The organism is Denitratisoma sp. agr-D3 (assembly GCF_054658675.1).
Genome location: NZ_BAAGIA010000001.1, coordinates 63,865 through 76,479 on the forward strand (window position 1 = coordinate 63,865; position 12,615 = coordinate 76,479).

Below are 12,615 nucleotides of genomic sequence, written 5' to 3' on the forward strand. Positions count from 1 at the left end.
TTATTTATCCCCCTGCGGAATGTCGATGCCGGTCTTCTTCTTGGCCCGGGCCAGTGCGGTGACGGCGGCGTGGGCAGCCACGGCGCCGACGGTGATGGCGGCGGCGGTGCCGCCCACCTTGTCGGCGTTGGATTCAATGCCGAATTGCTTGATGTCGGTGACGCGGTCGTAGAAGCCGCCCTTGTCCCAGAAGCCTTCCTCGGAGCAGCCGATACAACCGTGGCCGGACTGGATGGGGAAGGAGACGCCGTTGTTCCAACGGGTGGTGGAGCAGGCGTTGTAGGTGGTAGGACCCTTGCAGCCCATCTTGTAGAGGCAGTAGCCCTTCTTGGCGCCGTCGTCGTCCCATTGCTCGACGTATTGGCCGGCGTCGAAGTGGGGGCGGCGGTAGCACTTGTCGTGGATGCGCTGGCCGTAGAACATCTTGGGACGACCCTGGCGGTCCAGCTCGGGAATCTTTTCGAAAGTCAGCATGTAGGTGACGACGGCGGTCATCACTTCGGCGATGGGCGGGCAGCCGGGCACCTTGATGATGGGCTTGTCGGTGATCACCTTGTGCACCGGCGTGGCGCGGGTGGGATTGGGCTTGGCGGCCTGGACGCAGCCCCAGGAGGCGCAGGAGCCCCAGGAGATGATGGCCTTGGCGTCGGCGCAGGTTTCCCGCAGCACTTCGACGAAGGGACGGCCGCCGTGGATACAGTACATGCCGTCTTCATTGAGGGGCGGGTTGCCTTCGACGGCGACGATGTAGTTGCCCTTGTACTTCTTCTTGATCTCGTCGAGGATGGCCTCGGCCTGGTGACCGGCGGCGGCCATCAGGGTGTCGTCGTAGTCCAGGGACAGCATGGACAACACCACGTCCTTGGCCAGCGGGTGGGCGGAACGGATGAAGGATTCGGAGCAGCAGGTGCATTCCAGACCGTGCAGCCACAGCACCGGGGTGCGGGGCTTGGTTTCCAGGGCGTGGGCGATCTTCGGCGCGGCGGCGGCGCCCAGGCCCAGGGACGTGGCGGTCAGGGAACAGAATTTGAGGAAGCTGCGGCGGGAAATCCCCTGGCGGCGCAGCACATCGTAAAAGGTTTCGGTCATCGCCCCCTCCTGTTGGAATAAGTCGGGGGAATGATCAATAACCGTGCCACTGGTGCGGGATCGGGAAAATCCCTTTTTTCTCCGAGGGTTGTTTAATTCTCAACTAAGCCCCAAGTGGAAAGTGGCTTTCCACTCGTGGGGTAAAGCTGGTTGCCACGCATAAAGCGCCATGGCCGTCTGTTGCGGCGCACAACGCGCGCCCGTGGGGGCGTGCGCCGGGCTTAATACCAAGCTCAGCCCCAGGTGACGGGTTTTTGTTTGCGCAGACTCCAGTCGAGCAAATCCAGCAGGGGTGCTGCCCGCTGGGCCAAACTGACGGGGCCGCCCATGCCGGGCTTGGTGTCTTCGTCGTCGTCGGTGTGTCCCTGGCGGCGGGCCTTGTCTTCCTCCACCGCGGCGCGCAGGCGGGCGATGGCGTCCGGCAGTTGCTCGACGGTGACGATGCCTTCGTCGGTGACAGCCTTGCCCATCAGGGTCATCATTTGTTTGGCCACGTCGCCGAACATGATGACGTCGCCTGAAGCGGGGGAGCGGAAGGTGATGATCATGGGTGTGCCCGCCCGACAAGTATCGACCCCGTACCCCCTGCTCGCGTAAGGGGGCGACTGCTTTGTTCGCTACGCTCAATCATGGTCCGTATCTCCTTTATGGTTTTGTTGCTAGTCCCAAGGCATGCAGCCAGGACAGGATACCGCTTGCGACCTTTTCCCAGTCTTTTTCCAGCATCAGGCCGTGGCCCATGGCGGGATAGATAAGGGGTGCCACGCCATAGCTGCGGGCTGTCATTTCGGCGGCGGAGACGGGCACCAGATGGTCGAACTCGGCCCCTTGGACCAAAAGGTGGCTCCGTCCGCCCTGGATGTTGGCTAGGACCTGCTGAATCCTCGGCAGGCTGAACAGCATCATGTCCCAGATGGCCCGGTGGGATTCGGGTTGTGACAGCTTGTAGAAGCGGATCAGGTCGTCGAGGGGGATGTCCTGGGCGAACAGCGCTTCCCGCAGGCTTTCGTAGGAGGCCTGGCCGCCGGCCATGATGGTGTTGAGGTCGCCGAGCAGGGTGGGGCGGGAGAACAGCATGCTCATCGCCGAGCCCATCAGGCCCTGGGGCGGCACCGAGCACATCAGCACCGCCGCCGGGGCGCTGTATTGCTCCAGGTATTTCTGCACGACGAAGCCGCCCATGGAATGGCCGATGAGCACGGGCGGGCGGTCCAGGCTTTCCACCACGCTGCGCACGTCGCGCACGTAGTCGGCGATGGACAGGCTGTCCAGGTGGTCGTGGTCGGGGTTGCCGCCGTGGCCCGAGAGGGACAGGGCGTGGGCGTCGCAGCCGTGGCGGGCGAACCAGGGCAGGAAGTGTTCGTCCCAGCACCAGGCGCCGCAGAAGGCGCCGTGGATGAACAGCAGGGGCGGATGATCGCCGCTGGGGGATTCGGCTTTGCGGTGGAGGACTTCCAGGGAGACGTTGGTTTTCACGGTAAGGGGCGACGGTGATGAAAGGGTGGGGCGGGGGACATCCCGCGTCTTAATCGGACGGTTCGTTTTTGTCCGCGTGCAATACCTGTTCCACCGCGCCGACCCGGGCCTGGTGGATGCGGTCGGGAATCTGGGTCGGCTCGGCGCAGGCCTTGGCGACGGCACCGGCGTCGATGCCCTGGGCCGCGGTCAGGGCGGCGCGCCAGCGGGTGGCGGCGGGATAGGGCTTGTCCTGCCAACCCAGGCGGCCCCGGTAGTCGGCCTCGCAGGCTTGCAGGATCAGGCCGAAACGGTCGGGGCGGCGCAGGGCGTCGCAGCGTTCCAGCAATTTGACGACGGTGCTCGGCCGCAATTTGTCGATCTGGGGAATCTCGCCATGGTGGCGCGCGGTGAGGCGGGCCACCTCGCGGCATTCGGTCGGTACCCGCAGGCGCTCGCAGAGCGGTTCGAGCAGGGCCACGCTGCGCTGCTCGTGGCCGATGTGGCGCGGCAGCACGTCGGCGGGGGTGGTGCCCTTGCCCAGGTCGTGGGTCAGGGCGGCGAAGCGGGCGGCCAGGGGCAGGCCGAGGCGGGCCGCCATGTCGATCACCATCATCACATGCACGCCGGTGTCGATCTCGGGATGGTAGTCGGCCCGTTGTGGTACGCCCCACAGGGCGTCCACCTCCGGCAGCAGAATGGCCAGGGCGCCGCAGGCGCGCAACACCTCGAACATGCGGGAGGGCTGCTTTTCCATCAGCCCCCGGGCCAGTTCCTGCCAGATGCGCTCGGCCACCAGGTGGTCCACTTCGCCGGCGGCGACCATTTGTGCCATGAGGGCCGTGGTTTCCGGCGCGACGGTGAAATCGGTGAAGCGGGCGGCGAAGCGGGCCAGGCGCAGGATGCGCACCGGGTCCTCGGCAAAGGCCGGCGAGACGTGACGCAGCACCCGGGCGGCGATGTCGCGGCGACCGTCGTGGGGATCGTGGAAATGCCCCGCCTCGTCCTTGGCGATGGCGTTGATGGTCAGGTCGCGGCGGACCAGGTCTTCCTCCAGGGTGACCGAGGCGTCGGTATGGAAGACGAAGCCCTTGTAGCCGGGCGCCGTCTTGCGCTCGGTGCGGGCCAGGGCGTATTCCTCCTTGGTTTCCGGGTGGAGGAAAACCGGGAAGTCCTTGCCCACGGGCAGATAGCCGGCCGCCACCATGGCTTCCGGCGTGGCACCCACCACCACCCAATCCCGGTCTTGCACTGGCAGGCCCAGCAGTTCATCGCGGACCGCGCCGCCGACGGAATAAATCTTCATGGGCCGTAGCTTATCAGGCCCCACCGCCGCTGCCCCGCGCGCCGCTGCCAATCCCGCCACGGTCGGCCCCTTGAGCCGGGTGCCCGCGCCATGGACTCCCCCGGCGAAACCCGATAGAATCCGCCCCCTTCGCGCCCGTAGCTCAGCTGGATAGAGTACTGCCCTCCGAAGGCAGGGGTCGGACGTTCGAATCGTCTCGGGCGCGCCAAAACGCAAAACGGGCCAGGTGAAACCACCTGGCCCGTTTTTTCTTGCCTGGACGGGCCGCGAGGGCCCGCCGGGCTTACAGCAGCACCCGCTCGATGCCGCCGTTGTTGGCGGCCTGCACGTACTTCTCCATCCAGTTTTCGCCCAGCAGGTGCTTGGCCATTTCCACCACGATGTAGTCGGCGTCGAGGCCGCCGGCATCGTTCTGGAAGCGGGTCAGGCCTTGCAGGCAGGACGGGCAGGAAGTGAGGATCTTCACGTCGCCCGTATAGCCATCCTTACGCAGGCTGGCGGCGCCGTTTTCAAGTTCCTCCTGTTTGCGGAAGCGGACCTGGGTGGATACGTCGGGCCGGGTCACCGCCAGGGTGCCGGACTCGCCGCAACAGCGGTCGTTGAGTTCCACGCCGCCGCCCAGCAGGGTGTTTGCCACCTTGAGCGGGTTGTGCACCTTCATCGGCGTGTGGCAGGGATCGTGGTACATGTAGCGGGTACCGGTCACGCCTTCCAGCTTGAGGCCCTTTTCCATCAGGTATTCGTGGATGTCCAGCAGCCGGCAGCCGGGGAAGATCTTCTCGAATTCGTACTTCTGCAACTGATCCATGCAGGTGCCGCAGGAGACGATCACCGTCTTGATGTCCAGATAGTTCAGGGTGTTGGCCACCCGGTGGAACAGCACCCGGTTGTCGGTGGTGATCTGCTGGCCCTTGTCCTCTTCACCCGCCGCCGTCTGCGGATAGCCGCAGCACAGGTAGCCCGGGGGCAGCACGGTGACGGCGCCGGTCTCGTAGAGCATGGCCTGGGTGGCGAGGCCCACCTGGGAGAACAGGCGCTCGGAGCCGCAGCCGGGGAAGTAGAACACGGCATCGGAATCGTCCGTCGCCTTTTTCGGGTCGCGGATGACGGGGATGATCTCGTCGTTCTCGATGTCCAGCATGCCGCGCGAGGTGCGAGACGGCACGCCCTTGGGCAGGGGCTTGTTGATGAAGTGGATGATCTGGGTCTTCACCGTGGGCTTGCCCAGGGTGGCCGCCGGCCGCGTCACGGAATCCTGGATCAGGCCCAGGGCCTTGCCGACGGCGTGGCCCAGGCGTTGCAGCTTGAAACCGACGCCGGTGATGCCCAGCCGCATGGCCTTGATGGTGGCCGGGTCCTTGATGGTGAGGAAGGCCATGGTCAGGGCCTTGGCCGGGATGAAGTTCTTCTTGCCCTGTTCCCGCAGGAAGTTGCGCATGGCCACGGAGACGTCGCCGAAGTCGATGTCCACCGGACAGGGTTTCACGCAGCGGTGGCAGATGGTGCAGTGGTCCGCCACGTCGTTGAACTCGTCGAAGTGTTGCAGGCTGATGCCGCGCCGGGTCTGCTCTTCATAGAGGAAGGCTTCCACCAGCAGGCCGGTGCCGAGGATCTTGTTGCGCGGCGAGTAGAGCAGGTTGGCCCGGGGCACGTGGGTGGAGCAGACGGGCTTGCACTTGCCGCAACGCAGGCAGTTCTTGATGGAGTCGGAGATCTTGCCGATCTCGGATTGCTCCATGATCAGGGACTCGACGCCGAGCAGGGCGAAGGACGGCGTGTAGGCGTTGGACAGGTCGCCGCCGGGCATCAGCTTGCCCCGGTTGAAGTGGCCGTTGGGGTCCACCTTGTTCTTGTAGGCGCGGAAGGGGCCGATTTCTTCCTCTCTGAGGAATTCCAGCTTGGTGATGCCGATGCCGTGCTCGCCGGAGATGACGCCGTCCAGTTGCTTGGCAATGCCCATGATGCGATCCACCGCCTTGTAGGCGGTTTGCAGCATCTGGTAATGGTCGGAGTTCACCGGGATGTTGGTGTGCACGTTGCCGTCGCCGGCGTGCATGTGCAGGGCGACGAAGACCCGTCCGCGCAGCACTTCCTTGTGCAGGGCGTCGATCTTTTCCAGCACCGGGGCGTACACCACGCCGTCGAAAATCTTGGCCAGGCGTGCGCGCAGTTCGGTCTTCCAGGAGACGCGGACCGAGTAGTCCTGCAAGCGGTGGAAGAGGATGGGGTTGGCAGCCTTGTTGGTCAGCTCGCCAGCCACCACGCCGTAGGAGGCGAAGCGGGATTCGGCCTCGGCCAGGGGCAGGTCCAGGTTTTCCAACAGCCACTCCCAACGCAAACGCACCGCTTCCACGTAGTCCAGGGCGGACTGGCGGCGGTCGCCGAGCAGCACGTCCTTGTCCAGGGCGGCGTCGCCGCTGCGCAGGGGCAGGTCGCCCTCCAGCAGTTCCTTGAGGCGGGCGCAGAGTTCCAGCTTGTTCTGAATGGACAGTTCGATGTTGATGCGCTCGATGCCGTCGCAGTAGTCGCCCATGCGCGGCAGGGGGATCACCACGTCCTCGTTCACCTTGAAGGCATTGGTGTGGCGCGAGATGGCGGCGGTGCGGGAACGGTCGAGCCAGAACTTCTTGCGGGTTTCCGGGCTGACGGCGATGAAGCCCTCGCCGCCCCGGGCGTTGGCCATCCGCACCACTTCCGAGGTGGCGGCCATCACGGCATCTTCGTTGTCGCCGACGATGTCGCCGATCAACACCATCTTGGGCCGACCGTGGCGCTTGGCCTTGGTGGCATAGCCCACGGCGCGCACGTAGCGCTCGTCCAGGTGTTCCAGGCCGGCCAGAATGGCGCCGCCGGGACGGGTTTTCAGATAGTCGGTGATCTCGACGATGGCGGGCACGGATTCGCGCACCTGGCCGAAGAACTCCAGGCAGACGGTGCGCGCCACGGGGGGCATCTTGTGCAGGATCCAGACGGCGGAAGTGATGATGCCGTCGCAGCCTTCCTTCTGCACGCCGGGTACGCCGCCGAGGAACTTGTCGGTGACGTCCTTACCCAGGCCGGTCTTGCGGAACAGGCGGCCGGGCAGGGTCAGGGTTTCTTCCTTGAGCAGCTTGCCGTTGTCGTCGCTGGTGCGCAGGCGGAAGCTCACGGTTTCCTGATCGTGGATCTTGCCCAGGTTGTGGTTGATCCGCTCCACGTCCAGCCAGTGGCCGTCGGGGGTGACCATGCGCCAGGAGGCCAGGTTGTCCAGGGCGGTGCCCCACAACACGGCCTTCTTGCCACCGGCGTTCATGGCGATGTTGCCGCCCACGCAGGAGGCTTCGGCGGAGGTGGGATCGCAGGCGAAGACCAGATCGGAGTCCTCGGCCCGGTCCATCACCCGCTTGGTCACCACGCCGGCGCCGGTGCGCACGGTGGCGTAGGGACGATCCACGCCGGGCAGGGTCTGCATTTCCACTTCGCCCAGGTCGATCAGCTTTTCGGTGTTGATCACCACGGACTGGGGGGTGAGGGGCACGGCGCCGCCGGTGTAGCCGGTGCCGCCGCCACGGGGAATGATGGTCAGGCCGAGCTCGATGCAGCCCCGCACCAGGGGGGCGATCTCGGCTTCGGTATCGGGGGTGAGCACCACGAAGGGGTACTCGACGCGCCAGTCGGTGGCATCGGTGACGTGGGAGACCCGGGCCAGGCCGTCAAAGCAGATGTTGTCCTTGCGCGTGTGCTTGGCCAGCACGCGCATCACCTTCTTGCGCAGGCTCAGGGTGTCGATGAAGTGCTGTTCGAAGCGGGCCACGGCCTTCTCGGCGGCGGCCAGCAGTTGGGCCACGGCCTCGTTGCCGGCGCGGCGCTTTTCGATCTCGGCCAGGCGATGACGCAGGGCGCCCACCAGGGCGTCGCGCCGGTCCGGGTTGGCCAGCAGGTCGTCCTCCAGGTAGGGGTTGCGCTGCACTACCCAGATGTCCCCCAGCACCTCGTACAGCATCCGCGCGGAACGGCCCGTGACGCGCTGACCGCGTAATTCGGCCAAGGCATCCCAAGCGGGTTTGCCGAGCAGACGGATGACGATCTCCCGATCGGAGAAGGAGGTGTAGTTGTAGGGAATTTCGCGCAGGCGGGCGGTCATGATGTGAGGCCGTGAAGCAAAGAACGCTATTGTAAAAGATCGGCCCTGTCCGCGCCGAAGAGAAAGGCCCTGTTTCAGATAGGACTTTGCCGGGGGCCCGCTCGACGTCCCCTTGCGTAAACCCTACGATAGGCGCAGGATGGATCAGGGAAATGCCCCTTGCCGCGTTCCCTCTTGCAAGGGAGACCATGACCCGATGAATGACCGTCCCCAATCTTTTCCAGAAGAAGTCGCCAATAGCCTGAGCCACGGCCTGGGGCTGCTGGCTGCCGTTGCGGCGGCCCCGGTGGCCATCGTTTTTGCAGTGCGCCGGGGCGATGCCGCGGATATCGTTGGCTCCAGCGTCTTCGTGGTCACCATGATCCTGCTTTACCTGGCTTCCTGTCTTTACCATGCCCTGCCTCCGGGCTGGGCCAAGCGGCTATGGGGCAAGTTTGACCACAGCGCCATCTATCTGTTCATCGCCGGGAGCTATACCCCCTTCGCCCTGGGGGTGCTGCATGGTGCTTGGGGTTGGACCTTGTTCGGCTTGGTCTGGGCCATGGCGGTCACGGGGGTGTTGCTCAAGGCCTTCGACCGCCTGCGCCATCCTTGGTTGTCCACCGGTCTGTATCTGTTGATGGGTTGGCTGGTGCTGATCGCCGCCGTGCCCCTGCTAGAGAGGGTCTCCGGCGCTGGCATCGCCTGGTTGGTGGCGGGAGGGGTGGCCTATACCGTTGGCGTCGTGTTTTTTATCACCGATGCGCGGATTCGCTTCGGCCACTTTATTTGGCACTTGTTCGTCATGGCCGGAAGTGTCTGCCATTTCTTCGCGGTGGTGGGTTATTCGGCCTAGGTCCCGCGGGTCATCGCTTCGACGCGTTGCTTTCCCGTTGGCGTAATTCACCCCAGGTGAATTCGATGTGGCGCCGCATGGCGGCACGGGCCTCCTCCGGCTTACGACCCTTGATGGCCTCCCAGATGGCGAGGTGCTGTTCCATCAGATTGATGGCCATGGCCCCCTCCAGGTCATGCATGCGATGCAGGTTGAGGGCGATGTGTTCCCGCAGCATGCGGATCAGGCCGGCGTGGAGGAAGCGGAACATGCTGTTGTGGGAAGCCTCGGCGATGGCCTCGTGGAAGTCGGCGTCGGCCCGCGCCTCCTCCTTGCGATCGTCGTCCTTGTAGGCGGTGGTGAGGCGCTTGACCACGTCGCCGATGTTCTTCAAATCGGCCCGGGTCGCCCGTTGGGCGGCGAAGTGGGCGGTGGCGCATTCCAGTTCGAGACGGAATTCCAGGGTGTCCCAACGCAGCTCGGGGTGGTCCGCCAACAGTTGGCGCCAGGGCGAGGCGAGGCCCGCCTGAAGCCGGTCGGTGACGTAGACGCCGCTGCCCTGGCGGCTTACCAGCATGTCCCGGGCGCGCAGGCGGGAGATGGCTTCCCGCACCGTCGCCCGGGATACGTTCATCTCCTCGGCCAGGGTGCGTTCCGCCGGAATTCGGCTGCCGGGCGCCCAGCTGCCGTCCACCAGCCGTGTTTCCAGGCGTTTTTGCACTGCATCAACAATGCTGCGGTTCTGTCGAATTGTCATGGGCGATTTGGGTAAACCCTTGCGGCAAGGAAGATTCAGGTCGAAATAAAAAATTGGTCAGGCCAGTTTGAGCAGCAGTCTAGATTTCTTCATCATGCCCGTCAATTTCCGCCGGGCCGAGTGCCCGCGACGGGATCGACACCAAGGAGACAACACCATCATGGAAGCCCGCTGCTATCCGGCGGCGCCGCGACAGGCCTACCTGTTCGGCACCTGCCTGATCGACCTTTTCGTGCCCGAGGCCGGCATGGACGCCTTGCGTTTGCTGGAGCAGGCCGGGGTCGCCGTGGACTTCCCCATGGGTCAAAGTTGCTGCGGTCAGCCCGCCTACACCAGCGGCAACGAGGAGTCGGCCCGTACCGTGGCCGCCGCCCAGATGGCTTTGTTCAAGGAGGACTGGCCCATCGTCGTGCCCTCCGGTTCCTGTGCCGGCATGATGCGCCACCACTGGCCCAAGCTGTTTGCCAAGGATCCCGTGCTCGGCCCCCGCGCCCGCCAGCTGGCGGAGAACACCTTCGAACTGACCGAGTTCCTGGTGGAAGTGCTCAAGCTGGATTTTTCCAAGTTCAAGGCCGCGCCGATCAAGGTCGCCCTGCACACCTCCTGTTCCGCCCGACGCGAGATGGGCACCCGCGACCACGGCCTGGCCCTGCTCAAGGCCCTGCCCGGCGTTGAATTGGTGGAGCACAAGAACGAATCCGAATGCTGCGGTTTCGGTGGCGTGTTCTCCCTCAAGCATCCCGAAATCTCCGGCGCCATGGTGGCCGACAAGTCCGCCAGCGTGCGCGATACGGGCTGCGAGCAACTGGTTTCCGCCGATTGCGGCTGCCTGCTCAACATCGGCCATGCTGCCGAGCACCAGGGCAAGCCGATCAAGGTGGAGCACCTGGCCAGCTTCGTCGCCCGCCGGATGTGCGGAGGCGAGGCATGAGCGCCCGCGCCAACATCCTGGCCAAACTGCGCCAGGCCCTGCCCGATGCCGGCGCCATCGCGGCCGCGCCGGTGCCCGCCGTGGCCGACTACTACGCCGCCCACGGTCCCGCAACCCTGGATGGCCCAGAGCGCGTGGCGCGCCTCGCCAGCTTGCTTGAGGCCGCCCACGCCGAGGTCATCGTGACCGACGAAGGCGCCTGGCCGCGCCTGGTGGTGGAACGCCTGGCCGCGCTGGGTGCCCAGCGCCTGGTGCTCGACACCACCTCCGCCGAGGCCCGCCAACTGGCCGCCGTCGCCAAGGACCTGACCCTGATTTCCTTCGACCGTCCCATCGAGACCTGGAAACAGGAGTTGTTCGACCGGGTGGATGCCGGCTTCACCGTGGCCGACAGCGCCATCGCCGCCACCGGCGCCCTGGTGCTGAAGTCCTCGCCGTCCCAGCCCCGCAGCCTGTCCCTGGTGCCGCCCCTGCACGTGGCCCTGGTGCGCCAGGCCGACATCCACAACCACCTGTTCGACGCCGCCCGCGACGAATCCTGGGCCGCCGGCCTGCCCACCAACCTGATCATGGTGTCCGGGCCGTCCAAGACTTCCGATATCCAGCAGACCCTGGCCTACGGCGCCCACGGGCCCAAGCAGATGCTGGTGGTGATCGTGCAAGAAGGCGGTGCGGCATGAACGCCCCAGTCACGACACAGCCCTTGCACTACCATCCCTCCGTGGACTTCAAGGCCCGCTCCCGCGCCGCCCTGGAGGATGCCAAGCTGCGCCAGAACTTCCGTGGCGCCATGGATTTCCTGCGCGGCAAGCGCAGCGCCCAGTTTCCCGACGACGATGAACTGCAACGCTTGCGTGACCTGGGCGAGGCCATCCGCCAGCACGCCCTGCGCCATCTGCCGACCCTGCTGGAAAAACTGGAAAGCCAACTGACCGCCAATGGCGTCCAGGTGCACTGGGCGGAAACCGCCGAGGAAGCCAACGCCATCATCCACGGCATCGCCCAGCGGCGCCATGCCAAGTCGGTGATCAAGGGCAAGTCCATGGCCAGCGAGGAGATCGAACTCAACGATTACCTGGGCGAACGGGGCATCACCTGCGTCGAGTCCGACATGGGCGAATACGTGGTCCAGCTGGCCCACGAGAAGCCGTCCCACATCGTGATGCCGGCCATCCACAAGACCAAGGGCGACATCGCCGAGCTGTTCCACGAAGAAATTCCCGACACGCCCTACACCGAGGATGTGGACGAGCTGATCCAGATCGGCCGCAAGACCCTGCGCCAGATGTTCGTGGACGCCGACGTCGGCCTCTCCGGCGTGAACTTCGCCATCGCCGAAACCGGCACCCTGTGGCTGGTGGAAAACGAGGGCAACGGCCGTCTCAGCACCACCATTCCCGACACGCACATCGCCATCATGGGCATCGAGAAGGTGGTGGAAAAGCTGGAGCACGTGATTCCCCTCTCCAGCCTGCTCACCCGTTCCGCCACTGGCCAGGCCATCACCACCTACTTCAACCTGATTTCCGCACCGCGCCGCGGCGGCGAGTTGGACGGTCCCCGCGAAGTGCACCTGGTGCTGCTGGACAACGGCCGCACCCAGGCCTTCGCCGACGAGGAGTTGCGCGCCACCCTGCAATGCATTCGCTGCGGCGCCTGCATGAACCACTGTCCGGTGTACGCCCGCCTCGGCGGCCATGCCTACGGCACCGTTTATCCCGGTCCCATCGGCCAGATCATTTCCCCCCATCTGCTGGGCCTCGACGACACCCGCGACCTGCCTACGGCCTCCAGCCTGTGCGGCGCCTGCGCCGAAGTCTGCCCGGTACGCATCCCCATTCCGCAAATGCTGGTGCGCCTGCGCACCGAGGCCCAGCGCAATCCCGGCGAGGCGGTGGAGCACCGGCTTCAGGGCCAAGGTGCCAACTACACCATGGGCGAACAACTGGTCTGGCAGTTCTGGACCGGCACTTACGCCCACCCCGCCTTGCACCGAATTTTCCGTTGGCTGGCGACGCGCCTACGCGCCTTCGCCCCGAAAAAACAAATGGGCTGGACCCGCTTCCGCACACCGCTGAAACCGGCGCGCAGAAGCCTCCACGACCTGATGGCCAGCCGGTCGCAACGCCAGAATCACTGA

Annotated in this window: 10 protein-coding genes and 1 tRNA gene; 5 read left to right on the forward strand and 6 right to left on the reverse strand. The window is 65.3% G+C overall.

Annotation, left to right across the window (positions count from 1 at the left end; all coding sequences use genetic code 11):
• From ACYQ2U_RS00305 to ACYQ2U_RS00320, 4 genes are all read right to left on the reverse strand, one after another.
• Complete coding sequence (locus tag ACYQ2U_RS00305) at positions 1–1,089, reverse strand: hydrogenase small subunit (RefSeq protein WP_459948339.1); 1,089 nt, start codon at positions 1,087–1,089, stop codon at positions 1–3.
• Between the two features lie 233 nt (positions 1,090–1,322).
• On the reverse strand, positions 1,323–1,637 hold the full coding sequence (locus ACYQ2U_RS00310) for a DUF1840 domain-containing protein (protein WP_459948340.1): 315 nt from the start codon (positions 1,635–1,637) through the stop codon (positions 1,323–1,325).
• Between the two features lie 97 nt (positions 1,638–1,734).
• The gene (locus tag ACYQ2U_RS00315; RefSeq protein WP_459948341.1) at positions 1,735–2,565 is read right to left on the reverse strand and encodes an alpha/beta hydrolase; all 831 of its coding nucleotides are present in this window, start codon (positions 2,563–2,565) and stop codon (positions 1,735–1,737) included.
• Between the two features lie 49 nt (positions 2,566–2,614).
• On the reverse strand, positions 2,615–3,850 hold the full coding sequence (locus ACYQ2U_RS00320) for a multifunctional CCA addition/repair protein (protein WP_459948342.1): 1,236 nt from the start codon (positions 3,848–3,850) through the stop codon (positions 2,615–2,617).
• A gap of 131 nt (positions 3,851–3,981) precedes the next feature.
• On the opposite strand from ACYQ2U_RS00320, the gene ACYQ2U_RS00325 reads away from it, so the two are divergent.
• Positions 3,982–4,058, forward strand: a tRNA-Arg gene (locus tag ACYQ2U_RS00325).
• Positions 4,059–4,133: 75 nt separating this feature from the next.
• Here the strand turns inward: ACYQ2U_RS00325 and ACYQ2U_RS00330 are convergent.
• On the reverse strand, positions 4,134–7,973 hold the full coding sequence (locus tag ACYQ2U_RS00330; protein WP_459948343.1) for a DUF3683 domain-containing protein: 3,840 nt from the start codon (positions 7,971–7,973) through the stop codon (positions 4,134–4,136).
• A 196-nt stretch (positions 7,974–8,169) separates the two neighbouring features.
• Between ACYQ2U_RS00330 and trhA the strand changes: the two genes are divergently transcribed.
• Complete coding sequence (trhA, locus tag ACYQ2U_RS00335; protein WP_459948344.1) at positions 8,170–8,808, forward strand: PAQR family membrane homeostasis protein TrhA; 639 nt, start codon at positions 8,170–8,172, stop codon at positions 8,806–8,808.
• 10 nt (positions 8,809–8,818) lie between these two features.
• On the opposite strand, the gene ACYQ2U_RS00340 is transcribed toward trhA, so the two are convergent.
• Positions 8,819–9,544, reverse strand: a complete 726-nt coding sequence (locus ACYQ2U_RS00340) for a FadR/GntR family transcriptional regulator (protein ID WP_459948345.1) — start codon at positions 9,542–9,544, stop codon at positions 8,819–8,821.
• Between the two features lie 94 nt (positions 9,545–9,638).
• Here ACYQ2U_RS00340 and ACYQ2U_RS00345 point away from each other — a divergent pair, with 94 nt between their 5' ends.
• The 3 genes from ACYQ2U_RS00345 to ACYQ2U_RS00355 are packed head-to-tail and all read left to right on the forward strand — an operon-like array spanning position 9,639 to position 12,615.
• Positions 9,639–10,475 (forward strand): (Fe-S)-binding protein, encoded by an 837-nt coding sequence (locus tag ACYQ2U_RS00345; RefSeq protein WP_459948346.1) that lies wholly within the window; start codon positions 9,639–9,641, stop codon positions 10,473–10,475.
• On the forward strand, positions 10,472–11,155 hold the full coding sequence (locus ACYQ2U_RS00350) for a LutC/YkgG family protein (RefSeq protein WP_459948347.1): 684 nt from the start codon (positions 10,472–10,474) through the stop codon (positions 11,153–11,155). The genes ACYQ2U_RS00345 and ACYQ2U_RS00350 overlap by 4 nt, the downstream gene beginning before the upstream one ends.
• Complete coding sequence (locus ACYQ2U_RS00355) at positions 11,152–12,615, forward strand: LutB/LldF family L-lactate oxidation iron-sulfur protein (RefSeq protein WP_459948348.1); 1,464 nt, start codon at positions 11,152–11,154, stop codon at positions 12,613–12,615. The genes ACYQ2U_RS00350 and ACYQ2U_RS00355 overlap by 4 nt, the downstream gene beginning before the upstream one ends.